The sequence below is a fragment of the Corynebacterium felinum genome, assembly GCF_030408755.1.
Lineage (GTDB): Bacteria > Actinomycetota > Actinomycetes > Mycobacteriales > Mycobacteriaceae > Corynebacterium > Corynebacterium felinum.
The window spans coordinates 2,165,491-2,190,230 of the sequence record NZ_CP047209.1 but is presented as its reverse complement, the minus strand read 5'-3'; the positions used below and the strand labels follow the sequence as shown (position 1 = coordinate 2,190,230).

General features: G+C 53.5%; 20 protein-coding genes. 11 read left to right on the top strand and 9 right to left on the bottom strand.

Annotation, left to right across the window (positions count from 1 at the left end; all coding sequences use genetic code 11):
• Positions 1 to 8 precede the first annotated feature (8 nt).
• Both CFELI_RS09310 and CFELI_RS09305 read right to left on the bottom strand, forming a co-directional pair.
• Positions 9 to 491 carry a DUF1877 family protein gene (locus CFELI_RS09310; protein ID WP_277103730.1) on the bottom strand — a complete coding sequence of 161 codons (483 nt, stop codon included), beginning with the start codon at positions 489 to 491 and terminating at the stop codon, positions 9 to 11.
• Between the two features lie 16 nt (positions 492 to 507).
• Entirely contained in the window at positions 508 to 1,317 is an 810-nt protein-coding gene (locus tag CFELI_RS09305) for a DUF4253 domain-containing protein (RefSeq protein ID WP_277103731.1), read from the bottom strand.
• Positions 1,318 to 1,613: 296 nt separating this feature from the next.
• Between CFELI_RS09305 and CFELI_RS09300 the strand changes: the two genes are divergently transcribed.
• The gene (locus CFELI_RS09300; protein ID WP_290258982.1) at positions 1,614 to 2,039 is read left to right on the top strand and encodes a hypothetical protein; all 426 of its coding nucleotides are present in this window, start codon (positions 1,614 to 1,616) and stop codon (positions 2,037 to 2,039) included.
• 134 nt (positions 2,040 to 2,173) lie between these two features.
• On the opposite strand, the gene metE is transcribed toward CFELI_RS09300, so the two are convergent.
• Positions 2,174 to 4,363 (bottom strand): 5-methyltetrahydropteroyltriglutamate--homocysteine S-methyltransferase, encoded by a 2,190-nt coding sequence (metE, locus tag CFELI_RS09295; protein ID WP_277103733.1) that lies wholly within the window; start codon positions 4,361 to 4,363, stop codon positions 2,174 to 2,176.
• A gap of 518 nt (positions 4,364 to 4,881) precedes the next feature.
• Complete coding sequence (locus tag CFELI_RS09290) at positions 4,882 to 6,132, bottom strand: galactokinase family protein (protein WP_277103734.1); 1,251 nt, start codon at positions 6,130 to 6,132, stop codon at positions 4,882 to 4,884.
• Positions 6,133 to 6,376: 244 nt separating this feature from the next.
• Here CFELI_RS09290 and CFELI_RS09285 point away from each other — a divergent pair, with 244 nt between their 5' ends.
• Complete coding sequence (locus CFELI_RS09285) at positions 6,377 to 6,574, top strand: hypothetical protein (RefSeq protein ID WP_277103735.1); 198 nt, start codon at positions 6,377 to 6,379, stop codon at positions 6,572 to 6,574.
• Positions 6,575 to 6,667: 93 nt separating this feature from the next.
• Here the strand turns inward: CFELI_RS09285 and CFELI_RS09280 are convergent, their stop codons facing one another.
• Both CFELI_RS09280 and CFELI_RS09275 read right to left on the bottom strand, forming a co-directional pair.
• Positions 6,668 to 8,341, bottom strand: coding sequence for a CYTH and CHAD domain-containing protein (locus CFELI_RS09280; RefSeq protein ID WP_277103736.1), 1,674 nt, complete (start codon positions 8,339 to 8,341; stop codon positions 6,668 to 6,670).
• A 66-nt stretch (positions 8,342 to 8,407) separates the two neighbouring features.
• Positions 8,408 to 9,565, bottom strand: coding sequence for a hypothetical protein (locus CFELI_RS09275; protein ID WP_277103737.1), 1,158 nt, complete (start codon positions 9,563 to 9,565; stop codon positions 8,408 to 8,410).
• Positions 9,566 to 9,842: 277 nt separating this feature from the next.
• Between CFELI_RS09275 and CFELI_RS09270 the strand changes: the two genes are divergently transcribed.
• Entirely contained in the window at positions 9,843 to 11,183 is a 1,341-nt protein-coding gene (locus CFELI_RS09270; RefSeq protein ID WP_277103738.1) for a glutamine synthetase family protein, read from the top strand.
• 256 nt (positions 11,184 to 11,439) lie between these two features.
• Here CFELI_RS09270 and CFELI_RS09265 read toward each other — a convergent pair whose 3' ends face one another.
• Positions 11,440 to 12,993, bottom strand: a complete 1,554-nt coding sequence (locus CFELI_RS09265; protein ID WP_290258967.1) for an IS1380 family transposase — start codon at positions 12,991 to 12,993, stop codon at positions 11,440 to 11,442.
• A 294-nt stretch (positions 12,994 to 13,287) separates the two neighbouring features.
• Entirely contained in the window at positions 13,288 to 13,803 is a 516-nt protein-coding gene (locus tag CFELI_RS09260; RefSeq protein WP_277104682.1) for a hypothetical protein, read from the bottom strand.
• A 266-nt stretch (positions 13,804 to 14,069) separates the two neighbouring features.
• Here CFELI_RS09260 and CFELI_RS09255 point away from each other — a divergent pair, with 266 nt between their 5' ends.
• The 8 genes from CFELI_RS09255 (at position 14,070) to CFELI_RS09220 (ending at position 23,283) form a co-directional block, all read left to right on the top strand.
• Positions 14,070 to 14,531, top strand: a complete 462-nt coding sequence (locus CFELI_RS09255) for an alpha-amylase inhibitor (RefSeq protein WP_277104681.1) — start codon at positions 14,070 to 14,072, stop codon at positions 14,529 to 14,531.
• Between the two features lie 313 nt (positions 14,532 to 14,844).
• On the top strand, positions 14,845 to 15,279 hold the full coding sequence (locus tag CFELI_RS09250; protein WP_277104680.1) for a hypothetical protein: 435 nt from the start codon (positions 14,845 to 14,847) through the stop codon (positions 15,277 to 15,279).
• 114 nt (positions 15,280 to 15,393) lie between these two features.
• Complete coding sequence (locus CFELI_RS09245; protein WP_277104679.1) at positions 15,394 to 15,741, top strand: hypothetical protein; 348 nt, start codon at positions 15,394 to 15,396, stop codon at positions 15,739 to 15,741.
• On the top strand, positions 15,738 to 16,172 hold the full coding sequence (locus tag CFELI_RS09240; RefSeq protein WP_277104678.1) for a hypothetical protein: 435 nt from the start codon (positions 15,738 to 15,740) through the stop codon (positions 16,170 to 16,172). The genes CFELI_RS09245 and CFELI_RS09240 overlap by 4 nt, the downstream gene beginning before the upstream one ends.
• A 1,504-nt stretch (positions 16,173 to 17,676) precedes the next feature.
• On the top strand, positions 17,677 to 20,814 hold the full coding sequence (locus CFELI_RS09235; RefSeq protein ID WP_277104685.1) for a bifunctional [glutamine synthetase] adenylyltransferase/[glutamine synthetase]-adenylyl-L-tyrosine phosphorylase: 3,138 nt from the start codon (positions 17,677 to 17,679) through the stop codon (positions 20,812 to 20,814).
• Positions 20,815 to 21,191: 377 nt separating this feature from the next.
• On the top strand, positions 21,192 to 21,827 hold the full coding sequence (locus tag CFELI_RS09230) for a biliverdin-producing heme oxygenase (protein WP_277104684.1): 636 nt from the start codon (positions 21,192 to 21,194) through the stop codon (positions 21,825 to 21,827).
• A gap of 454 nt (positions 21,828 to 22,281) precedes the next feature.
• The gene (locus CFELI_RS09225) at positions 22,282 to 22,530 is read left to right on the top strand and encodes a hypothetical protein (RefSeq protein WP_277104677.1); all 249 of its coding nucleotides are present in this window, start codon (positions 22,282 to 22,284) and stop codon (positions 22,528 to 22,530) included.
• A gap of 21 nt (positions 22,531 to 22,551) precedes the next feature.
• Positions 22,552 to 23,283, top strand: a complete 732-nt coding sequence (locus CFELI_RS09220; protein WP_277104676.1) for an AAA family ATPase — start codon at positions 22,552 to 22,554, stop codon at positions 23,281 to 23,283.
• A 12-nt stretch (positions 23,284 to 23,295) separates the two neighbouring features.
• On the opposite strand, the gene CFELI_RS09215 is transcribed toward CFELI_RS09220, so the two are convergent.
• The gene (locus CFELI_RS09215) at positions 23,296 to 24,615 is read right to left on the bottom strand and encodes an MFS transporter (RefSeq protein WP_277104675.1); all 1,320 of its coding nucleotides are present in this window, start codon (positions 24,613 to 24,615) and stop codon (positions 23,296 to 23,298) included.
• Positions 24,616 to 24,740 lie beyond the last annotated feature (125 nt).

Sequence of the window (24,740 nt, the reverse complement as noted above, 5' to 3'; positions counted from 1 at the left end):
GTAGAGGGTTAAAACGCGACGCTAAAAATCACGTGCTGCGACTCCTGAGCGGCGAGGCCATAAAACGCCCGCAATTTTTCCAACCAACCCAACGCAGACGCACATTCCTGTGGGCCGTATTCGGGGTTGCGAAGATCAGTAGGCATTGCATTATAGGCGCGAGTAAATTGCTCATTGTTTAGCCCATCTAAGAAAGTATGCACTTCTTTCACCTGCGCGGGATCTAGGTGAGTAATCCAGCCCAATTGAACATCATCAAGCAGGCAGCGCGCCCCACTCACTACTCCCTTTGCGCCGAGCGGTTCATCCTCTTCGAAAGGGTTGAGCGAACAGTGAATAGGATCCCAAGCCTTATCCACTTCGCAGGCGAAATTCCAATACTGCTCCTCCAATTCACTGACGAACTGGACAAGTTCCTCCCCAGAACCTAAAAAGTTGAGCAGTGGGCCGACTTCATCGTCGCTGAGACGAAAAAATAAACCACGTGACATAGGTATCCTCTTCTCTTTAGTCCCACCAAAATGACCATACGGTATCGTCAACCTGCGCGACATATGCGGGGAAATCTGCACCACTTTGCTCGATATTGTCGGGGCAGAAGAAATAGTGTTCAAGGGCAATGGTGTGCTTTTTTCCAGTTGAGAAATTATGTTCGGGGAGAACTACAGTGAGTTCATCAAAATTCAGAATGGCTAAAAGCGCGCCGAATCTATCCTCCCAATTGCGCAGAACCGCACTAATCTCAGCGCCCGAATAGTCGTAATTGGCTGCACCATCCCATCCTAAAAGCGCAGGAGCGTCGGCGGGGCGAGCAACTGGAAGTACCACTACCGCATGCCCGTCATTCAGTGCCCACTCGGGTAATAAGACTTGGGTGTTTACTGTGTCATTGAGACTGGTGAAAAACTCCTGCTTCAAAGCATCTGTGAGTGGTGGGAACTTCAATTCGGCTAAGCGTTGAGCGGTTTCGTCATCCTCATCAAGGTTGAGATATGTCGCAATTGCTTGGTCAAAAAATTCGTGGGCTGAACCAATTTCACTCGTGGGCTCGAAAAGTTCATCTTCTAACCACGGTCGACCAAGCTCGCCTCGTAGCCCTGTGGTTTGTAGTGGCCACCAAGAAGTATCGGGGTAAGCATGTAAAAGCTTGTCATATACCTGATCCAAGCCCGATTGTGGTGCGAGAAAAAATCCCAACACTTGATCAGGGTTCGGGGCTTCTTCCGAACGAATAGGAGTAAATTCCATTCCGGCTGTGGATAGGAAGTGCTCAAGTTTCTTCATCGAATCAGCCGATTTCACATGGTGCGAGTTCATAGAACAATCGTAGGGTGATTGCACCTATCCTCAAGAGGAAAATTGGAGAAAACTTACCAACTTTTCAGATGGCTCTTCAAGAAGATGAGCAGCTTGATGCACTGTTCGAAAGATACATACTCTCCTAGCTGATGTTCTGCGAAATAGACGATGAAAAGTAAGCATGACTTCTGGTTGGGCTAGGGGCAGTTGTGGTCCCTAGACCATGGCTGGGGTCTCCACCCCCCCATGAGCGCCGTGAAAAGCGTTAGTGCCGTGGCTGAGGCAGAAAACAATACGCTAGTGATTTTTGTTTGATGCGTGATGATTTTGGCAGATCTTTCCTATTTATTCGTGAGAAAATGACTGCCATGGAATTACTGCAACGCCTTGTTGGGAAACAATTGGACAATGTGATCATTCCCGGCTACATGGAGCACAACTTCTTTCACCCCGAGCATTTCGCTTTGTGGATCAGTGTGTGGGACGGGCCGACTATTCGCCTCGGCTGGAAACTCGAAGAGATTCAGTATTCGGAAGTATCCACCATTTCCTATGAGTTTGATATTGACGCAGTAGTATGTGCCTTCGCTGACGCATTCACCATCGAGTTAGGGGTGATCGAAGAAGTTGAAAGCGAAGTGGATAGGGCGGAATTAAAAATCCGCACAACCCGTGGCGTACTTACCATCGATGCGAGACACCTCGAAGGTTTTCACTACTATTTCATTCCCTACTGCTAACCACCTGCGAGCGTCGAAGCAGGAATGATCTATAGCTGGCTTTTCACCACTGCGAAAACGTCGGCACATGAATAAGTGGAGGGTGCCACACATGTGTGCGGCACCCCTAGGTAAGTGCAGTGAAAGAAGGGCTTTTAAACCAGCGCAGCGCGGGCGTTGCGTGCGGCGGTGACAAGAACTTTCAGGCTTGCCTCCACCTCAGGCCACTTCCTGGTTTTCAGGCCGCAGTCAGGGTTGATCCACAACAAGGCGGGGTCAACGTTGTTGACTGCTGCGCTGACAAGATCATCTACTTCCTGTTGGGATGGCACACGTGGGGAGTGAATGTCCCACACGCCAGGGCCAACACCGAGGTGGAAACCGGACTGCTTCAACGCGGCGAGCACGCCCATGCCGTTGCGGGCTGCTTCGATGCTGGTGACGTCAGCGTCGAGATCGATGACGGTATCGATGAGCTCGTTGAAAGAGGAGTAGCACATGTGGGTGTGGATTTGCGTGGAATCCTTCACCCCGGCGGTGGCGAGGCGGAAGGAACCGACCGCCCACTCAAGGTATTCGGCGTGATCCTGCTTGCGTAGTGGCAGCAGTTCGCGGATCGCTGGCTCATCGACTTGGATGATGCGGGCACCGGCTTTCTCGAGGTCTAAGATTTCTTCACGTAGTGCTTCGGCGACCTGGTCGGCGGTGACGGCAAGGGGCTGGTCGTTGCGCACGAACGACCACGCAAGCATGGTCACAGGTCCGGTCAGCATGCCCTTGACTGGTTTGTCGGTGAGTTTTTGTGCGGCTTCGTACCAGCGCACAGTCATGGGTGCGGGGCGGGATACATCGCCGAAGAGAATGGGTGGGCGTACGCAGCGCGAACCGTAGGATTGCACCCATCCGTTGCTGGTGGCGTGGTAGCCTTCCAGCTGTTCCGAGAAGTACTGGACCATGTCGTTGCGTTCTGGCTCACCGTGCACCAGCACATCGAGGCCGAGGGCTTCTTGACGTGCGATGACGTCTTCGATTTCGGCGAGCATGCGCGCGTCGTACGCGTCAGCGGTGATCTCTCCGCGAACAAGTTGTGCGCGGGCGCGACGAATTTCTGGGGTTTGAGGGAAGGAGCCGATCGTGGTGGTTGGCAGAGGTGGCAGCCCCAAATCTTCCTGGGCTTGACGACGTCGTTCAAGCGGGGTGCGGTTGCGTCCCAGTGTGCTGCGGGTTGCGGTTGCATCAGTGGCAGTTTCGAGCGCCGGCAGGTCGGTGCCCTCCTTCAGCGCCTGGGCAAGTGTTGCCACCTCGGCGATTTTCTCAGCGCCGAAAGCCAGACGGGAACGCAGGTGCTCGTCGAGCTGTTCATTCTCTAGGGAATAAGGAACGTGCAGCAAGGAGCAGGAGGTGCTCACGCCCACAGGCCCACGGGCAGCAAGGCTGCGGAGGAGCTTTAAGGCCTGGTGAAGATCGGTGCGCCACACGTTACGGCCATCGACCACGCCAGCCAGCAGGAATTCCTCACCAGTCCATGCAGGTAGTTCAGAAGGGCTGGTCACGAGGTCAGCGATGAAGCCCTTCACACCAGTGCCGCTGAGTGCCTCGATAGCACGGTTTGCGCAGCCGAAGTAGGTAGCAACCACGAGGTTCGCGTGCTCAGCGAGGGTGGTGTAGGTTTCGCGGACGAGATTGAAACGATCAAAGTCGGTGACCAGAATCGGCTCATCCAGCTGAACATAATCCACGCCTTCTGTACGTGCGAGGCGAGAAATCAGGCGCGCATAGGCTTGGGTAAGTTCGGGCAAAAGATCGAACAGATCGGATCCATCGATACTCTTGGACAATGCAAGGAAAGTCACAGGGCCGATCAACACTGGACGCAGACCTGGGTTGCGCACACCCTGTTCGCGAATATCCGCCAGGTATTCGTAACCAACTTTAAACACGGTATCGCGGGAAAGCTCAGGCACGATGTAGTGGTAGTTTGTGTCGAACCACTTGGTCATTGCGGATGCTGCCACCTCAGCGGTGCCGCGGGCGGTAGCGAAATAGCGATCAATATCAGCCGGAAGCCCATCGTTGGGGTGGCTAGGGATGTTTTGCACACGCTCAGGTAGGACATCGAAGATGGAACACAGGTCCAAAATTTGGTCGTAGTAGCTGCGACCTAGGGTGGGGAAAGAATCACAACCGGCGGCAACCAGTGCGTCAGTGTACTGGTTGTGTAGTCGGGTAGCGGTGGTGGCTAGTTCACGAGCCGATGTGGAATCATTCCAGTAGCCTTCGAGGGCTTTTTTCAATTCACGGTTCGGGCCAATACGTGGCACAGAAGTAACAGTTGCGGAAATCATTTTTATGCTCCCAATGCGAGGATAAACGGACGGTAAAAAGCATGGTCAAAGATTTTTACCAAGAACAGTTGCGTCCGGGGCTCCAGGCAAAGCTGTTGGTGAAAACAAGCCAATCATAGACAGCTTGGTCTAGCAACCGTAGGGGAAGTGTGAAAATATTTACACAGCTCACACGGGGTTTATTCGATGAATAAAATTGTGCGCAACCTAGTTTTGGGGGTGGGTGTTTTCACTAAGCGGGGCAATTGGAAGGAGCTTTCACTGTTCCCATACCGCTTGGTATAGTTCCCTCTCCAAAGCGGATCAGGAGCGTGAAAGGCACATGAGTTATGCGCGCAGCGGGCACGGAATTGATCGACAACAGCTTGTTCTGTATCCCACAAAGAACCCTCAACAATCACCACCTAACACACGTCAGGTGTTTCCATGACCCCTAGAATCAGCCGCGAGAAGAAGGTATAAAAAATCCCCCTTGCGCACGATGTGGGGTCAGGCGTAAGGGGGGGGGGAGAAGAAAACTAGTTCGAATCGGAGTCGTCGACTGTAGCGGGCACACCGAAATCGAGCGGGGCAACACCAAAGCCGTCGTGAGCTAAATCGGCGCAGAAATTCTTAAACTTTAACTCCGGCACAAAAGCAACCACAGTAGAAGAAACCCCAGCAAAAGCAGCACGGGCAGCTACCGCGCCACGGCTTAAGCACAACGAGGCAACCTCACGGTCAACACCTGCTAAGCCAAGGAGGGAAAACAGTAAATCTTGGGATTGATTGATCGCCGGAAAAACATCCGTGACCTTACGCGAACGCACAGCTTGAGTAACCAACTGCACTAAAGCTAATTCCTTCGACTGGAACTCCATCCACGCGCGTGCCTGATCCACAGGGGGTAACTCCATATCCAACCCCGCCTGGTGCACAGCCTTAAGCCAATCAATCACCCTCGTGCTGGCGTCGGGAAGCAAACGCAAGGATTCGGCACCGAACGCACGAGTCGCTTCCTCCACAAAATGCTGCCGCGCAGCCAACGCGGCAACATCAGCACCACTGTGTGGCGGAATAATAGCCACAGCTTTCGATTTCGTCGACCCCGACAGTGGATGTGAGGCCTGAGTGATGGAAAAATCAGCGTAATCAATGATATTGATCACCCCTTCACGCCCCCGCAAAATCGCCGTATAACGGGCACGCAAAGGCCAGTCACCATCACCATGGCAGGCCGCTTGGAAGCACACATCAGCAAGTTTTGCCTTCATTGGAGGGGAGTCGAGATCATCCACCTTGGCAGCCAACGCTAAACCACAGGCCACCTCAATTGCTGCATCGCCACCCAACCCTGAAGTGGGAGGAATCTCAGAGACAACCGTGATGTCCACGCCTTTAGTCTCCCGCGAGAGCATTTGGCGCGACATCATCGTTGCCACTAAGCCGGCAAGCTGCTGTGCGCGCGTCTCGCAGTGCGCGTGCACCAAGGCACCAACGGGGGCACTACTAGTCGAGTGCTGCGATAAAACGCCACGATCGTCTACTACATATTCACACACCTTCACCTGCGAATCCGGCCGCGGGCTCACCGCAACCCAAGCGCGCAGCTGCAGTAGCGTCATGAGAACAACACCACCTGCATAATCTGAGTGCTCACCGATTAATGACCACGTCCCAGGGGCACTAGCCACCGCCGAAGGCGTACTCCCAGCCCACTTAAGGTGAATGGTACGGACTTGATCACTAGGGTTACTATCGTCGCCGAAACGTGCAGACCACACAGACATCGCTTAAGGGTCACTCTCCTTACACACATTCATTTCCCCCAATACGTGAAGGGAAACACTCAAACTCTAAGTTAAGCAGGTTTAACCGCCCACACGCCACCGCTGAAGCTTCGGTACCCTTAAAAACCAGAAACAACCTTCAAACCCCAACCGCACCTCACCGCTTCCCACAGCACTGTGGCCAAGATGAGTGCGGGCGGACACCGTGAAGGCACCGAGCAATCCACTCTTGGGAGGAAACATCATGCAAGAAGAAGACCTCAAATGGTATTTCAACACCAAAACTGGGGAAGTAGAGCAAGGTAAATGCACCAATTTCGAGCACCGCATGGGCCCCTACGACACGAAAGAACAAGCGCTACATGCACTCGACATTGCGCGCGAACGAAACCGCCAAGCAGACGCCTTCGATGAAGAAGACGACAACTGGGACAAGAACTAGCACGGAGTAAAAAATCGACGCGCTAGGGGGGGCGACAAGTAAACACCCACCTCACAGTGCAAAAGCGAGGTGGGTGTAACGCTTTCGATCCCACTACATCTTCCGGTATGCCTTTTCCACATCCGCAAAGGCATCCGTGTATTCACTTAACGCCTTCATACCGAGTTGATGCTCAAGGGCGAACAACACACCATAAGGGAAAGTATCTTCGCCTCTTCGGTGCGCGGCTTCTGCATATTTGTGCAAACGCTCGCGGGCGGTGACGCTATCTTGGAACTCACCCAACACCTCCTGCAGTTCTTTGCAAGCTTTGTACAGTTTGGTGGTGTCAAGGTACGCAGAATCGCCAATTGCTTCTGCCGCATAGCGCACCTTCTTTGCAGATTTACGCATGTTGTGGAAACCAGCTTCACGCTCAACCAGAGGGATATCGAGCTCGAAAGCAGATTCTAATGCCTGAACGTGGCGCTGCTTCATCTGCTCATAGGCGAGATCAAGATGCTTACGCAGGAGCACCAATGCCGGTGGAAGCTCGGGACGGGAATCCTTCTTCTTATCCTTCTTGGACTTGTTCTTGGCATCCTTGTGGCGCTTCTTGTCCTTCTTTTTCTCCGACTTGTCATCCTTATCATCGAAGTCGGTTGGGATAGGGAGAGTGGCGACCTCGGAAAACTCAGGATGTGCTATGAAATCATCGAGCTCGTCGAGTAGCTCGAGGTAGCGGTCGTCATCAAGTGCGCGAATAGCCCGCTGGAAAGCTGCCTCGTAATCCTCCTTGACTTTGCTGCGCAGGTGCTCTTTCAATTCATCGGTCACGATGCCGGTGATTTCCAAGGTGAAAAGTTTGTCAAAGCGCTCGGCAATAACCTCAAGATCCCGAACATCGCCTAGGATCTGGGCGAGCTTTTTAAGCTTGAGTTCGAGAGCCTTTGGTTTCTCGCCTATCACAATGCCATCGAAGGTGCGCAGGTGACTGCGCATTTCCCGCGTAGCTACCCGCATTTGGTGAACCGCGTCCGGCTCATCGCGACGTACCTTGGGGTCGAAACGTACGATCTTGTCCCGGTTACGCACCACGGCCTGAAGCACAACACCGGCGGGAGAGGAGGGGTCGACATCATGGATAGTGCTTGGCATTGGGGCAAGATCAACTGCACCGCCAAGGGCGGAGAGCAGCTTCGACGGGATGGACGATTTCTTTGCCCCTGCTCTAACCAGCACCTGGGTTGCGGAGCGAAGTAATTCGTCGGCGATACCTTGTTCCTGGGCGTAGGCGGTGACTTCGGTTTCCCATTCGCGCCACACTTTATGATCCCCACCGGTGAGGAAACACCACGAGGTGACATGATCGTCACACAATTCCAGAATTGTTTGCCCAGTGCCGTCTAAAAGCTGGGTTTCAAAACGGTCATTATCGATCTGAACCACGGGTACTAGTTCGTGGTGGCGAATCAGCGACCGCACAGGGGTGAGCAATTCGGCTGGGATCTCACCGCGGGTTTCGCACGGCACGTGCATTTCAATACGCCCACCCTCAGCGGGGAGTTTCAGATGCCACCCTGGATCGTTGCCCCCTTCACGGTGGCGCAAGGTAATTTTCGCCCGCGTTAACCGAAGGTCTTCGGTGTCAAAATAAATGGCCGACATGGTGTGAATTTCTGTCGACTTTGACCCCTGTACAAACTTGATCGCCGCTATATCTGGGGCCTCAATATCTGTATCAACACTGAACTTTGTTTCTACTTCTAATTGACTCTTGATATCCATAGTCCCAGTGTAGCGACCGAAAAGTATTTCGGAGGAAAACAATTTTTCGCCCACACGGTTCAACAGTTACGCAATGAGCCGATGTGGTTTCGCCACTACCTTCCGCTGCGTGCTTTCTGCAGTCTTTTCCCCATCGTGGGTGGACACAGACCGAGGCGTGGAAGAATCCTCAACGTGGAGCTTCTGCTCGCCTAAATCAGCTGCAGGTTGCGCACTTCCTGCCAGGCAGTCGCCCTTGTTGCTGCTGAATACATGGACCGTCCCAAGGCTAAATAGGGGTGTTTTAAGCTGCGGGAATATTTCTGAAACATAATCACGAACCTCAGCCTGAGTACGGGTGATGAACGTTGTGAACTTGCCATCGCGACACTGCACTCGTACTTGGACGACGGCGTCGACAAGCTCGCGGGCAACACCTGACAAGCGCAGGCACGGCTGCGTGCCACTCTCATTGGTGCACAGCCTGCGAAGAAACAGCATCAACTGCGTAACATGATGAAGATCACTTACTCGACCTACCAAACTCACGATCCCGCAGTCGTGCATGCGCACGCATACGACGTCGTGGCTGTGCGCAATCGCGCTCAGCAGCACCTGCTCCTCAGCAACGCAGGATCGATCGAGCATGAAACGCACACAGCGCACCTGCTCACTTGTGATCGCCCCGATGGTGCGAAGTCGCTGAGTGTGTCGACGCCGCTCCGCCTGGGCCAGTAAAGCCACGCAACGAGCCCCCACACCGGCAGCTTCAGCGCGCGACCACAGGGCTGAGATTTGGTGAAAATCCCAGCGCTGTTCTGGGCTGAGCACTTTCATGGGGCGAACCCACGGGCCATCGCTGAGCGGGGAAAGCTGGGCGGCGATTGCCTGCTGCAACGCGGCGAGTGCTGAACTTTTCACGGGAACATCCACCGAATCGACCGCTGCGGATAGCCAGGCGGGATAGGCCCAGGAAATATCGCGGACGTGCGGTGCGATTTCGCGCGCGAGCCACCACAGCACCTGCTGATGATTGCTTCCGCACAATTGGAGAAGGTCAGTGGGTGTCCATCCGGCGCGGGCTGCTGCGGTGAGTTGTTCAATTGAGTCGCTAAAGCGCTGGTGAAAATGGACAACCGCACCAGTATGAGCGCTTTCGTCTGCTTTTATCGGTGATGGAGTGGTCGTGTCCACGGTGGTGGGGATATCGACCGCCTGTGTGTGGGGCGTGTAGGGATCGTGCATTTTTTCTTCATCCTCTCTTGTAGCGCACACCGCAGCACCAGCTTCAGTGTGCAAACACAAACTTTTGTTTCGCCACGTACCTGGTGTGCACGTGTGCACCGGGTACGCGCGAGTTGTCAATCAATGGGAACATGCGCCCCGAACATAACCGCAGCCATTTGTCGAACATGTGTTCTGTATTTGATGGTGGTGTATCTGCGTCAATACAACCACCATTTCACCCCGCAACCACACCCCACAGACGTATGAGACGATCACTGCCACTAAAGTAAGCCCTATGGATTCACAACAGGAATATGTGCTGCGCACCATCGAAGAGCGAGACATTCGAGTAGTCCGCCTTTGGTTTACCGATATCCTCGGCTCGCTGAAGTCCGTTGCTGTCGCCCCCGCTGAGCTCGAATCAGCATTCAGCGAAGGCATCGGCTTCGACGGCTCCGCAATCGAAGGGTTCTCCCGCATCTCAGAATCCGACACCATCGCCATGCCCGACCCCTCCACATTCCAACTACTGCCGGTTGATCACGACGATTCCCCACAGCAGTCCGCGCGCATGTTCTGCGACATCATGAATCCCGACGGGCATGCCTCTTATTCCGACCCACGGCAAGTGCTGCGCCGCCAAGTGCAAGACGCCGCTGATGAAGGATTCACCTGCATGGTGTCGCCCGAAATCGAATTCTTCCTCGTCGAAGACCTCCAAACCGGCGGGCAACAGCCCAAACCCACCGATAATGGCGGCTACTTTGACCAAGCCAGTTACAACATCGCCCCACATTTCCGCCGCGATGCGATGCTCGCACTGGAAGACATGGGCATTCCTGTGGAGTTTTCCCACCATGAAACAGCTCCCGGCCAGCAAGAAATCGACCTTCGCCATGCCGATGCTCTCACCATGGCCGACCATGTGATGACTTTCCGTTATCTGATGAAACTCATCGCGCAGCGCAACGGTGTGGGGGCAACGTTTATGCCCAAACCTTTCCAAGACTTCGCCGGCTCAGCGATGCACACCCACATGTCGCTGTTTGAGGGTGATCTCAACGCCTTCCACGACCCCGACGATGAGTTCAGCCTTTCCCGCACTGCTAAACAGTTTGTTGCGGGTATCTTGACCCACGCTAATGAAATCTCCGCTATCACCAATCAGTGGACGAATTCGTACAAGCGCATCCTTTTTGGCAACGAAGCACCCACCTGCGCAACGTGGGGTGTGTCTAACCGTTCTGCCATGGTTCGTGTGCCCACCTATCGTCTGGCGAAGGAGCAGTCGCGCCGGGTTGAGGTGCGTTCGCCGGATTCGGCGTGTAATCCTTATCTCGCGTTGGCTGTGTTGTTGGGGGCTGGGTTGAAGGGGATTCGGGGTGGCTATGAGCTGCCTGATCCTGCTGAGGATGATATTGCTTCGCTGACTCGTCGGGAGCGTCGCGCTTTGGGTTACACGGACTTGCCGGGTTCGTTGGATCAGGCGTTGCGGGAGATGGAGAAGTCGGAGTTTGTTGCGGAGATTTTAGGCGAGCATGTTTTTGAGTTTTTCTTACGCAATAAGTGGCGGGAGTGGCATGATTATCAGCAGCAGATTACAAGCTGGGAGCTGCAGAATAATCTGAATTTTTAGGTGGATTGTAACTTCGCTTGTCGACGTCGCCTCCACGTTTCCTGTTTTTTACAGCGTCGCTTAACCCAGATTTTTCATGGGGTGGGTTTGGTGGTGGTGGGTTGGGGTGGTGTGTTTGTGGGGTTGGTTGGTTCACCTTCGCCCTTTGATTCGTGGTTTTTAGGGCAAGGTGTGCGTCCATAAAGTTGTGTGGGGTTTGGGGGTTGGGGTGTGCCTGCAGTGTGGCTGCCAGATCGCGTGTGTGGGCCTAGGGGTGTTAGGGTTTTCGTTTCTTCCAGCGTGGCTGTAGAAGGCTCTGGGTGTAGCCAATAAGCGTGACCAGTGTGTGGGTGTGGGGGTTGTGCTGGTCAAGCTGGAGGATGATGCGTCTGCTGCTTGTGGTGATTTTTGATGCAACCGCAACAAACCTTACACGGATAGTCTTCGGCACCCATGTCCACCAAGGCTTGCTTGTTTCTTGGTGTGAATGATCCTTGTGGTGGCAGGCGTCGATGAGTTTCGTCCAGGTAAGAAGTTGGTGGGATAGTGCAACGATCAAACACCAGATTTGGTTCGCCCCGAATTGTTTAAACGGCAGTTTACTAAGGCCTTGGTCTTTGGTGTCTTTGATGTGTTGTTCACATAAAGACCGATTACGGTAGCAGTAGTCAATGTGTTGAATATTCCCAATAAGGTTCGTTACGCACAGTTGGGCGCGAACACCATGTTGGTTGAAAAGACTGTGTTGGCACCCTGGGTGGGGTGGTTCGATTCGTGCGATAACACGCATATCCTCGGGGTAGTCAGCTAGAAGATTCACCAAAGGTTGGTGCTCATCTATATTTGCGGTGCGCAGTAGTCCGGTGATGTCTTCAAGGAAATGGTTCTCATCACAAACCAGATCCCCTGAAGCACGCACAATCGGCACCCGAGTATCCCACCGATCACAGTCTTTGCCTGTGTGAGCACTGGTTCCCAAGTGTTGTGTATCAGCGTTGGTTGTTTGTTGGGATTGAAGGTGATGGTCAAGGGTGATGCGCGCTGTCGGCGGGGCGGAATAACCCAGAACATACCCAAGGTTGTGATCGTTGAGGAAACTGATGAATTTCTTTGTCCCACCAGCACTGTCAGCACGGATGACTAATCGTTTGCCCCAGGGTTGACCATCACTGTGATCAGGCAGGGTGGCAAGAATCTCGTCAACAAGCTGGCAGTGATCACGAATTGTGTTTGCCCCGGCATTTCCTGGTCGAAGCAGGCAGTTAAGAAACTCCCCACCAGGCAGACCGATGCTGGTGTAATCAATAAAGGCACATAACGGGTGGAAACCAAAGCCTTTCTTATAGGTAGGCGTCGCGTTTTCCTTATCGGAATGTGCGGTAATCAACGTGGCATCAATATCGATAACCAGTGGTTGTTCAACTGTTGCCACCCGATGCGGAGCGTGATCACCTAACAAATCCCACACCCTAGTGCGAGCTTGTTTCGCTGCGTGGATAAACCCTTCTCGCACATGCTCGCTGGTATCTGCATATTCTGTGATCCGCCGCCATGCGGTTGTCACTGACGGTAACGATTTTGATGCTAACGCGGTTGAAACAGAAGAAAGCAAGGTGATGTCGTGGACATCATCCCCACCAGCAATTAACGATAAAGCCAGATTCACCCACACATCCCCTAACGTGTGCGTGAGCCCAGAACGCGGCAAAGCGGAATCAAGGCAGTCACTTATTCCCACCAATTCGGCTACGTGAGCAAACGGTAACACCCCCGCACCGGATACAAGATGAGAACAGCTAGCAACCCGTGGAATGTATGTGGTAGTCTTCACCTTGAAAGTGTTTCTTTCTGCCTAGATTATTGACTTCAAAACATCTCTATTCTAGCAGGTCAAGAAGCACTTTCTTTACTTTTTGCTCACCTTTTCACCCCACACCCATGAAAAATCCGGGTTAAGCTTCCGTGCCTGGCTATAGTTTTGGCGAAAGGTGTGGGGTGTGAAAAAACCATGGGTTCTCGTTGTGTGGTGGAAACGAGAACCCATGGTTGTTCATGCGTGTGCCTGAGGCAGCCGATGCGCTTAGCGCAGCTTACTACTGTTTTTTTAAGAAAGTAGTGCGGGGGATTAGCCCGGGGCGTTTTCGCAGGCTACTGGGTTAATAGCTGGTGCGGTGATGGTCTCAGTGTGGGTTACGGAGAACCATGGGAAGGAGGAGCCTGGGCTGAGTGTTGGGAACAGGGAGCGGGTCACGGTGTAGGTTGCCTCAATATTGCCGATACCGGTGTCGATATCGTTTACCGCTACCTCACGGCCATTGGAGCGCACCACCTGCGAGCCGGTTGTGCCGGTGGTGGTGTTCTTCCAGGTCACTTCGGCGGAGTTGAATGGCAGGAAGCTGTAGATCAGGTTCTGCTTGGGGTCGGCATCCTTGTCCATGGCGCTGACGAAGAAACGCTGCTCGACTGGGCTATTGCCCTTACCGCCTGGCCAGTGGCAGACGGTGTTGCCGTGGAAGTTGACAGTGTGTGTGCCACCAAGTGGGAATGGCATCTTTACATCCTTGGCAAGGGCGGCTGGCTGGGCGCTGAATGCAAGACCTGCGGCGATCGCAACGGCTGCGATCTTACGTGCGAAAGTCATGGCACTATTCCTTTCTGTCAGAGAATCTCTTCTTTTAGAACATCGGCCACTTTCTGATCGGCGTTACGTTAAATTAGCTAGAGGGAAATAAATTCGTGCTATGTATAGTCTTTCGAAAAATCTCGGTGAGAATTGAAAAATTTTCAAAAAAGCATTGACGTGAACCAGATCACCTTATATGATGAGACGTATAAACTCATAGATAAACCTTAAATGGTTACTTTGGGTGTGGATATTTGAAAGGTGCACTATTTTAAGGAGAGAGCATGTACCGTAGAAATAAAGCTTTTTCAGCATCTCTGATAGCGCTGGCTTTTCTGGCTTCTTCATTTTTTGGTTTCGAAGCACGTGCCGATGATCGCGTGGAAGCTAATATTACTAGCGAAAAAGAAACCTCGCTCCAGTTGCAGTCGGGTGATTCGGTAATGATTGATGTGGCTGAAAATGAAGCGGATTCTATTAATGGGATCTTCATTGTTACGGCAGAACCGAAAAGTGGAACTGCATTCCGTTCTGGAAACACTGCGCCGTATTGTGTTCGAGCAGTCCGCGAATGGGGAGCAATTCAGGTATACAACGACTGTCCAAGCTGGGTTCGTGTCAAGGTGATTGTCACTTCGCCTGTCGGAGCTTTTGATTCACAATGTAAGTCTGTTGAGCCTGGTACTCGAACTAACATCCGCTGGATTTTAGCTCACGAACGAATTGATCGGGTGGTGAACTGCTGATGGCTCGCATGAAGAAAGCGTCGACTGTCGTCTTGGTATTTTTCTCCATGATTGGTTTAAATTCACCTGTCGCAGTTGCGCAAGATAAAAACGAATTCGGCATGATAACTGTTAAATGTCATGCTGTTCGAAATGGTCCCGGAAATCCAATTGTTGGGTATGTAGTTGGAAATCATGTGAGCAGTTTGAGTAATGCGAAAAAGGATGCGGATTTGTATCTGAGTGTATTCAGCTTCAGTGCACGCAAGAGGCATTGCAAAGCTCAAAGGAAGTATCTTCCCTCAGGTGCTTATGACACGAGGATGAATCCTCTATGAGTGTAGATTTTGCCACGCTTGTAACGACCTATTTTATTGAACGCGAAGAAAACCTCGTGAAAGCGCAGGCGCGTTATCTTGAACGCGTGGAGGCTGTGCGCGATATTACGAAGGTTCTGTGGGTTTCTGAGCACATTACTCAAGAAGATATTCCCTTGATCAAAGAGCATTTGATCGTTGATCTTAACGAAGATCGTCACGCTATCGGGTTGGGGTCGGCTGAGGAAGAACACTGGAATCTTTATAGCTTTGCCACCATTGTCGAACCAGTGGAAGAACGAGCCGGCCCAGACACGGATGCATCACGCCTGTGGTTTGATCTGCGCTTGGCAGATGAAGAAGAATACGCTCGATCGTTTATTAGCTGGACGAGGCTTCAAGAATTATCAACAACGGGACGGAAGTTGCCTAACGGGGTGGTTGGTTACTGAAAACCTCAGCAAATACCGTCAATCCTGCAGGTACTTTGCACCTTGTGTTAACTTTTCCCTTGTATAACTCACCTTGGATGAAAGAGGCGGTGATTGATCCGTATGCGAAAGAGTATGAAAATTGGCCTCGCCGGTGTGTCGGTTGCTGCAGTAGGTTATGCAGCAGTTGCGGTGAGCTCACTTATTCCCTTCGAGTCCAACAATTTGAGTGAACCTATGTATGGTGAAAATCGCGCAGATACGGGTATGTTCACTATCAGCTGTCAGGTATTAGCCGATGAGAAAACGCACCCTTTGCGTGGTTATATTTTCGGAAACAGCGAAGTAGGGCTCCATGGCGCTGAGGAAGATGCCGAGCTTTACTTGAGCAAATTTGGTTTCGATGTGGATAAACACAATTGCCAACCTCACGATAGCTACCACCCCTCAGGGGCTTATGATGCGAGGATGAACCCCTTATGAGCACAGGATTCACAGCACTGATCACTACGTATGTCATCTCACAGTGGGAAAATTTAGAAACAGTGCAGCAGCGTTATTTCCAACGTGTGGATGCGGTAGCAAAAACTGCAAAGGTAGTGTGGGTTTCTGAAAATATCACGAGAGAAGAGGATCAGCCTTTGCTCGACCAGCTATTTCGTGAGTTAAGCGAAGCAGTCAGTAGTGAAGAAACAGCCCACCTTCTTGAGTCGGATTGGCATTTGTTGAGCTTTGCCACTCTTGTTGAAACAGAAACAGTACTCACAACGCCAGGCGAGTGCCCAGAGTCTCTTTTAAATCAGCTGCGTCTCGAACGTGAAGGTGAACAACCACGACTTTTCTTGAGTCGAACCCGTGCCCAAGTCCTGTCAGCTACAGGCAGTGCCTTGCCCCTCGGGAAAGTATTTAGCTAGTTCGGATTTTTATAGCCTAGGGATTTCAACGCGGTCAACAGTTATGAAAGTGTTTCTTGACCTGTAAGGATAACGCTGCCTTCACCTTCACAATCCCAGCAGTACAGGAGCACTTTCGTTGTTGTTGACTATCGCCAGCGCCACTATGGTGGTGAGCGTCTCCCATTTTCCCGTTCTTAAGCAATGAGGTTTTCTCACCAGAAAAGCGCTTGTGAAACCCCGACCTGCGGTTATGCTGACGTGGCTGGCGGAACGCCGAAGCTACGCACGCGGGAGTGATGGGGAATTTTCAGAGTGGTTGGGTGCAAAACTATCGCGCTGATCTTAAACACGTGCGTGCTTGTGTGTTCTGCCGCATTGAGTAACCCTTGAAGTTTCGATCAACAAGATCACAGTCGCACGGGGTGAAGACGCCAGTGCTTCACAGATGCTTTGAAAAGGTTAGGTGACCATTGCTGCCGTGGTGACAAACTAGGACTGCTTACCTGGCTTGCAGCTTGGCGAGCTCAACCATCGACCTCACACCCCTTTGGGCGCGGACGTTGGATTGTCACGCAAGCACGTGGCGTTGAGCGTCTCTGTGATCGTATGGGCATATCTAGCACTGTTCTTGGTAGGCGCATGAGAGCTTTTCGATGTATAAGGGAAATATTGATTCGACATAGAGCAAGTGCTACCTGTAAAACCGCAGGTCAATTTTTCACTTGTGTGCTGAAAGTCGAATCAGTATTTTTGAATCAATCCTCGTATATTCATAGGTATATTTTTCGGCCGGAGTGCACAGGGCTTTTCCTGCCCAATCATGTCGATCATGCTTCAGGATACTGTTGGCTCCCGAGCCTTCTTTTCACATTGCAGTTTCCTGGCAAGAAAACCTCAATTTCTCGTTGCGCACGTAGCGTAACTAGTCAAGATTGGTGCCAGCGTGATCCAGTCCTTACACTGCTATGGAAAGTGCACGCTTGATGCAATACGCGCTGGGATGGTCACCCCAAAGAAACTGAGGATCTTACACCCATTCGATTGTGGTTCTTGAACACCTACGGCAGTCAATCGCGTAGGTGCATCCCAGCTCGTCAATCTCTGCACCATTGTGGGCGTTGAAAAATCCACAGTATAGCTACGATCGTGTCTCGCCAACGCGAACCCGAACTGGCCTTATACAACCTTGTCGTAGCTAAGCCCCATGGTTAACGGGGCTACGTGTTATCTCAGTGTGTGCTGCGCGGGGGTAGGGTGTGCAGGGTGCGATGTTAGTTGTGGGTATTAAAGTAGTACCCGAAGCTCTTTTCCCTCCTTGAAGCACCGTGTGGTGTGAGTGGTTTCATCGCTGTGTGGCGATGTGAATATCCCACGCATCAAGCTGCTGAAAGCATAAGGGGGGAGGCTACAACTTCTCGATTCTTCGGTGCGCGTAAGGCGCGTGAGCAACGTCAATGAATGGGACATAATTGTGAGTTCTGCAGCCACACCAACCCCACCTACTCGGCCAGTACGTAGCGCCATGCCCACCCTGGCGGCCTTAAGTCTCAGTGGGCCGTATGCCCAACGTGATCTTGAAAGCTTAGGTTGGTGGAATGAATCAAGCGCAGACATCTTGCGCACCCTCGCCGGTGCGGCGGATGCTGACCTCGCGCTCAACTTGCTCATCCGACTCCACACAGCACTTGGTGATGAAAACCCGACGGAAGCAGAAGAATTCCTCGTAGCACTTCGCACACACGAAGCGCTACGGGTGCGCATGTTTGCACTTCTCGGGGCATCCAGTGTGCTCGGCGATCACTTGGTTGCACACCCCCACCAGTGGCGAGTGATCAACCAGCCACTGCCTCAACGGGAGGAAATGTTTCGCACACTCCTTGAAGCAATCGATGCACAACCGGCTACTTTTACTATGGAAGAAGCTCAGGATTCCGCACACTCGGATGGGGCAGGTGGTGTGAGGGACGGCGTCGATAAGCACACACGCACCGACACCGCCTGCACAGACTTGACATGCCCTGGCACCTACCGCGCCGGAATTGCCGCGGCAGCAGCCGAAGCTGTGTTACGCAGCACCTACCGCACACTCTTGATGCGCATTGCCGCACTTGACCTGGCCGGCACATTCCCCGAATCACCCAAGCGTGAAAGCCAGCCCGGCTTAAGCTTTAGAGAAGTCACCGCCGCGCTGTCCGATCTAGCCGACGCCGCACTCACCGCCGCCCTCGCCGTTGCAGTGCGCAGCGTCTACGGCGATGCTGAAGTCGACAGCCAGCTCGCAATTATCGCCATGGGCAAATGCGGGGCTAAAGAACTAAACTACATTTCCGACGTTGACGTCATCTTTGTTGCCGAACCCGCCAGCCCCAAAGCCACCCGTGTTGCCAGCGAATTCATCCGCACCGGCTGCCGCAGCTTCTTTGAAGTCGACGCCGCACTGCGCCCCGAAGGCAAACGCGGGGCGCTCGTGCGCAGCCTCGACTCACACGTGACCTACTACAAACGATGGGCGCACACCTGGGAGTTTCAAGCGCTACTCAAACACCGACCCTTGACAGGGGCAATGGCGCTCGGCGAAGCCTACAGCGCCGCACTCTCGCCCATGGTGTGGGAAGCAAGCCAGCGCGAAGACTTCGTCGGCGACGTCCAAGCAATGCGCCGCCGCGTGCTCGAAAACGTGCCCGAACAGCTTAAACAGCGCGAACTCAAGCTGGGGGAAGGCGGCTTGCGCGACGTGGAGTTCGCCGTGCAGCTACTCCAGCTCGTGCACGGGCGCGGGGATGAAAGCCTGCGCACCTTAGCCACCGTCGACGCGCTCGCCGCACTGGTTGCCGCGGGATATGTGGGGCGTGAAGACGGCGCGGTGCTGATTGGATGCTACGAATTCTTGCGACTGCTCGAACATCGCCTGCAACTGCACAAGGTCAAACGCACCCACACACTGCCAGAAGAAACAGATCAGAAAAACCTCCGCTGGTTGGCCAGATCAGCAGGCTTCTCCTCAGCAATGGCGCGCACCAGCGTGGAAGCTATGGGTGAAGAACTGCGGAAAGTGCGGCGTGCGATTTCAAGCCTGCACCACAAACTCTTCTACCGACCCCTGCTCGATTCCGTTGTCAACTTAAGCGTGGATCAAATCAAGCTCTCCCCGCAGGGGGCAAAACTGCAGCTACGCGCCCTCGGCTACAAATTCCCCGACCGCGCCTTCGAACACCTCACCGCACTGGCGGCAGGGGCAAGCCGCAAAGCAAAAATTCAGGCCATGCTGCTGCCCACCTTGATGGAATGGCTCTCAGACACCGCAGACCCCGACGCCGGGCTTTTGAACTACCGCAAGCTTTCCGACGCCGCCTACGACCGCGTCTGGTTCTTGCGCATGCTCCGCGACGAAGGGATCGTAGGAAAACGCCTCATGCGGATCTTAGGCAATTCGCCCTTCACAGCCGACCTTATTATTGCCGCCCCAGATTCCATCAAACAGCTCGGCGACGGCGCAACAGGTCCGAAACTGCTGGAAACGAAACCAGATACAGTATCCACCTCGCTCGTGCGGGCAGCATCACGCCACGACGACCCCGATCGTGCAATCCAAGTGGCACGCTCACTGCGCCGCGTCGAACTAGCCCGCATTGCTGCCGCTGACCTGCTCAACCTCATGAGTGTGCAGGAAGTGTGCCGATCCTTGTCACTGGTATGGGACGCAGTATTGGAGGCTGCACTACAGGCAGAAATCAGCGCCAGCGTGCGCGCGGAATCCTTAGAGCAAGCACCAGCGACCATTGCCGTCATCGGCATGGGCCGACTTGGCGGTGCGGAACTAGGTTATGGCTCCGATGCCGATGTGATGTTTGTCTGCCAACCCGCCGAAGGAGTCGAAGACACAACCGCAGTGCGCTGGGCAATCGGGGTATGCGATCGCATGCGCGCCCGATTGAGCAAACCCTCAGGCGACCCACCACTTGACGTTGATTTAGGTCTCCGCCCTGAAGGGCGCTCCGGGGCGGCAGTGCGCACCCTGGAAAGCTACCGCCAGTACTACCAACGCTGGGGTGAAACCTGGGAAATTCAAGCATTGCTGCGCGCCGCCTGGATTGCCGGCGACAAACAGCTCGGCCACGATTTCTTAGACATGGTCGACCAGTTCCGATACCCCGACGGTGGGGTCGATGAAAAGGTCATCCGTGAGGTGCGCCGCATGAAAGCACGCGTGGATAATGAACGTCTGCCTCGCGGCGCGGACCGCAATACCCACACGAAACTGGGGCGCGGTGCCCTCACCGATATTGAGTGGACCGCCCAACTGCTCACACTGATGCACGCCCACACACACCCTGAGCTTAAATCGCCCTCCACGCTCGAAGTATTATCCGTGGTTGCTGAGAAAGGTCTCGTTCCACGCGCCAAAGTGGACATGCTTATCGACGCCTGGCTCATGGCCACCCGCGCCCGCAACGCCATCGTGCTAGTGAAAGGAAAACGCACCGATCAGCTGCCACAACCTGGCCCACAACTAGCCCAAGTTGCCGGTGCCGCGGGGTGGGGGCCGGAAGACTCGCAGGAATTCTTGGAAGAATACTTACGCCTCACGCGCCGGGCCCGCGGGGTGGTTGATGAAGTGTTCTGGGGTGAAGTGTTAAGCGAACATTCGGATTTTGCCTAACCTGGCATTCGTAGTTCTTTTCATACCTCGCGTCTGGATATACCGCTTCGGGTGGTATTCTGGGCGCGATTTGTGGGATGTGAAACATAAAAGTAGCACAATAAATACTGTGAACAGTAGGTTTGTGCTTGTTGTTCGATAGGGTGAGCTGAAAATCAACCATACGGTTGATGTTAGGTGAGGGGAGCCTAAGTTAAACTAAGCTACTATAAAAGCCTGAGGAAAATACTTGCGAGCCCAACCGTCGGGAAGCAACACAAGTAATGGAAGTGGAGTTTTTACTCCACGAATTATTTTTGTGTCCAACGCCTGCTCAACGGGATTGTGGGTTTTCTTACAGTACAACACTATTGACTAAACGTAAGGGAGCATCCATGCTGACTACCGCCACTCCATTGTCTGCTGAGCTGAAGTCGTCTACCGCTGAAGCGCATGAGCGCGCCGAGCACTCCACCTTCATGGACGAATTGCTTGGGGGCAAGCTGGACACTGCAGCGTTTGTCGCTTTGCAGCAACAGTCTTGGTTGTTCTACGCAGCACTGGAAGAGGCAGCGGATGCTGTCCGCGAATCCGGCTACGCCACCGACCTGCTTGATCCAGTACTCAACCGCAAGCCAAAGCTGGAGGCTGATCTCAAGGAGCTGACCGGCGCTGATTGGCAATCAAAGATCACCGCACTTCCTGCAACCCAGGCCTATGTTGATCGCCTGAACGATATTCGCGACACCGTTGATGGCCCTCGTTTGGTTGCACACCACTACGTTCGTTACCTGGGTGACCTTTCCGGCGGCCAGGTTATCGGCCGCATGATGGAGCGCCACTACAATGTCTCCCCAGACGCCTTGAGCTTCTACGCTTTCCCTGAGATTGAGAAGCTGAAGCCATACAAAGATGAGTACCGCGCGAAGCTGGATGCGCTGGAGCTTTCTGAAGATGAGCACGCTCGTTTGATCGCTGAAGCATCTGATGCGTTCATCTTCAACCACAACCTGTTTGCTGATCTGGGCAAGTAAATACTTAGTCGCAGACACTCTTTCTCGCGTCAACGCCGACACCCTGTGTGTATCCTCCCCGCTAACCTGCTGCGGCGAGTGTACGTGCAGGGTGTTTTGCTGTTCAAGGCCAAGGAAAACGTTGGTGGCCCTCATGCTTGCCGTGAGCTTTGCATTCAAGGTTAATGGTGAACTCGACCTTTTGTCTCCTGAGCAGGTGTAGTGGGCACTGAAATTTGTTAAAGGTCGAGTTGCTGGCACAGGGTTGCGGACAACTAAGCGAAACAACAGGCCACTGCACGCCCTGAGCACACAGCAAAAAACCTTAAGGGGGAAAATCAGGGGAAAACCCTATGGCTGTATCAACAACAAATGATTAGGGTGGAAATAACGTCGTATTTTTTAAGCCACCCGCTACGAGGCGAGGAGGATGAACAACGACACAGTTAGCACACACTAAGGAGACGAACACACCATGTCCCTCGAATTTACACTCGACCTCAACAACTGCTCCTACCGGCAACTGTCCGCATTCGTCCGCGCACTTGAGGTGGCGGGAATGAAAGGGCACGATCACCTCACACTCAACGAAGGCCGACTCGTTGCTACAGTGACAGAGCCGACAGTGGGGGAGAAGGCGTCGACAAGCTTTATCGACCCAGTCAGCGTCGGCGATGCCACCCTCAACACCATCATCGACGCACTACGCAACAAACTCACCTAAACAGCAATCAGGGTCGACATCATGTACATCACCGCGCTGCGCTACGATTCGACAAGCACACTCGACAGCTACGCCAAACAACTCCCCGTCACCCAGCACCTCAAACGGCTAGGGCGCTGGGAACTACGCTCACCCATCACCATCATCGTGGGCGAAAACGGCAGCGGAAAATCGACACTGATCGAAGCAATCGCCATGAGCATGGGAGTCAACGCCGAAGGCGGTACGAAAAAGCGCATGAACTTCTCCTACGCCGGCACCGAATCCGACCTCCACAACGCGCTCGTGATCAGTCGCGCACACAACCCACCCAACGTAGTCTTTCTACGCGCCGAAACATTCTTCAACTACGCCAGCGAACACGACCGCACCGTGATCATGGAAGCACCCCTGCACCCGAAATCACACGGCGAAGCAGTCACCAGCTTTCTTACCCGCAACCTGGGTAAACCCGCACTATTCCTCTTCGACGAACCCGAAGCAGGACTCTCACCCGCGCGACAAATCAAACTCATCGCCGACATCCATCGCGCCGCCGAGCAAGGTGCGCAATTTATCATCGCCACCCACTCCGCACTTTTACCCGCCATTCCCGGTGCACACATCATCGAAATCTCTCACGACGCAATTAGCGAATGCACCTACGATGAATGCTTGCCCGTGCGCGACACCCTCGCTTTTCTTGCCGACGCCGAAGAAATCACCGCACACATCTGCGACACACCCCACCACAACGCCGAAAACACACCATAACTGTGGCGCAGCCTAAAAACTGCGCTCAGGATGCGGCCGCGGACGTCGGCGCACCTTCCACATCGCCACCGCAAAACCACCCATCCCCACAGCCCACGTAGCAGTCACCGCCCACCATGCGAACGCAAAATCATCCCAGCCATAACCTTCAGAAACGCTCAACAATGCCCCCACCAACTGGGCAGCGATCATCGTGGACACAAAACCGCCCATATTAGCCAACCCCGTGGCAGCGGCAATAACCTTTACATCCACATTTTCGCGGACAGTATCGAAACCAAACCCAGAACCTGTAATAAAAAACGCCAACAACCCCACGAAAATGCACAGCGCCACAATGCCGCGCGGCGCGGAAGCTATAAAAAACCAGATACTTACACCACCCGCAATCAATCCGGCACCAACCGAATACCACTCACGATTGCGGCCCAAACGCTGCGAAATCACCCCATGAATCGGGCCCGATAACACCGTGATAACAGACGACACACTAAAAATCATGCCCACCTCAGCTGGGCTTAAACCCAACGCCAACTTCATCAACGGGGCACCCCACAACAGCGAAAACACCACCAAAACCACCATCGACGTCCAATGCGTGAAAAACGCCTGCCACACAAACGGATCGCGAACAATAATCCGCAAGGATTCTGTTACCCGCAAATCAGACTTCGCCAACGTCACAGGAGAATCAGCAATCACCAACCACGCTGCACCAGCCACTAGGACACCAACCGCCCCCAAACTCACAAAAGCCCACGTCCAACCCCAAGAATTAAGGAAAAACAGGAAAGGAACAGCGGAAAGAAACTGCCCCAACTGGCCAATAGTGCCCGTAATCTGCCCAAAAAACGGGGCTTTTTTCAGCGGGAACCACAGCGGAAGTAGACGCATGACGGATAAGAATGCGGTGGCGTCGCCAAGCCCAATGAGCACACGCGCTGCAATCGCGACACCATAGTTCGTAGTCAGCCCCAAAATGATCTGGCCTAATGCCATGATCAGTGCCCCATAAAACAGCATCTTTTTCGGCCCTAAACGATCAATCAGCACACCCATCGGAACCTGCGCGAAGGCATACACACCCACCTGGACTGAGGTAAAGACCGCCAGCGCCGAAGCATCCACCGAAAACCGCTCAATTGCAGCCACCCCAGCCACACCGAACGATGTGCGGCCAGTAAAAGCAGTAACGTACACCACACAGCCCGTAAGCCACACTGCGAGCGCCCGTGCCGAAACTTTCTCAATCTTCGGTGCCGCTGGGGCAAGGCGACGGGGAATAGATGTCGGGCAACACTGGCTGCTGTGATCGGGATCGTGTGGGCTCATGAATAGATAAATTACGCCCAGCCAATGAAAGCAGGCAGATGACGCGGGTGAAATGGGGGTGAACGCAAGACGCATAATATTGCCCCACATGAATAACAAAAAAGACTATCAACCCACTAATCTAG

Excerpts from the sequence above, each read along its gene's own strand:
- CFELI_RS09310 (WP_277103730.1), bottom strand. The coding sequence starts at position 491 with ATGTCACGTGGTTTATTTTTTCGTCTCAGCGACGATGAAGTCGGCCCA.
- CFELI_RS09305 (WP_277103731.1), bottom strand. The coding sequence starts at position 1,317 with ATGAACTCGCACCATGTGAAATCGGCTGATTCGATGAAGAAACTTGAG.
- CFELI_RS09300 (WP_290258982.1), top strand. The coding sequence starts at position 1,614 with ATGCGTGATGATTTTGGCAGATCTTTCCTATTTATTCGTGAGAAAATG.
- metE (WP_277103733.1), bottom strand. The coding sequence starts at position 4,363 with ATGATTTCCGCAACTGTTACTTCTGTGCCACGTATTGGCCCGAACCGT.
- CFELI_RS09290 (WP_277103734.1), bottom strand. The coding sequence starts at position 6,132 with ATGTCTGTGTGGTCTGCACGTTTCGGCGACGATAGTAACCCTAGTGAT.
- CFELI_RS09285 (WP_277103735.1), top strand. The coding sequence starts at position 6,377 with ATGCAAGAAGAAGACCTCAAATGGTATTTCAACACCAAAACTGGGGAA.
- CFELI_RS09280 (WP_277103736.1), bottom strand. The coding sequence starts at position 8,341 with ATGGATATCAAGAGTCAATTAGAAGTAGAAACAAAGTTCAGTGTTGAT.
- CFELI_RS09275 (WP_277103737.1), bottom strand. The coding sequence starts at position 9,565 with ATGCACGATCCCTACACGCCCCACACACAGGCGGTCGATATCCCCACC.
- CFELI_RS09270 (WP_277103738.1), top strand. The coding sequence starts at position 9,843 with ATGGATTCACAACAGGAATATGTGCTGCGCACCATCGAAGAGCGAGAC.
- CFELI_RS09260 (WP_277104682.1), bottom strand. The coding sequence starts at position 13,803 with ATGACTTTCGCACGTAAGATCGCAGCCGTTGCGATCGCCGCAGGTCTT.
- CFELI_RS09255 (WP_277104681.1), top strand. The coding sequence starts at position 14,070 with ATGTACCGTAGAAATAAAGCTTTTTCAGCATCTCTGATAGCGCTGGCT.
- CFELI_RS09250 (WP_277104680.1), top strand. The coding sequence starts at position 14,845 with ATGAGTGTAGATTTTGCCACGCTTGTAACGACCTATTTTATTGAACGC.
- CFELI_RS09245 (WP_277104679.1), top strand. The coding sequence starts at position 15,394 with ATGAAAATTGGCCTCGCCGGTGTGTCGGTTGCTGCAGTAGGTTATGCA.
- CFELI_RS09240 (WP_277104678.1), top strand. The coding sequence starts at position 15,738 with ATGAGCACAGGATTCACAGCACTGATCACTACGTATGTCATCTCACAG.
- CFELI_RS09235 (WP_277104685.1), top strand. The coding sequence starts at position 17,677 with ATGCCCACCCTGGCGGCCTTAAGTCTCAGTGGGCCGTATGCCCAACGT.
- CFELI_RS09225 (WP_277104677.1), top strand. The coding sequence starts at position 22,282 with ATGTCCCTCGAATTTACACTCGACCTCAACAACTGCTCCTACCGGCAA.
- CFELI_RS09220 (WP_277104676.1), top strand. The coding sequence starts at position 22,552 with ATGTACATCACCGCGCTGCGCTACGATTCGACAAGCACACTCGACAGC.
- CFELI_RS09215 (WP_277104675.1), bottom strand. The coding sequence starts at position 24,615 with ATGAGCCCACACGATCCCGATCACAGCAGCCAGTGTTGCCCGACATCT.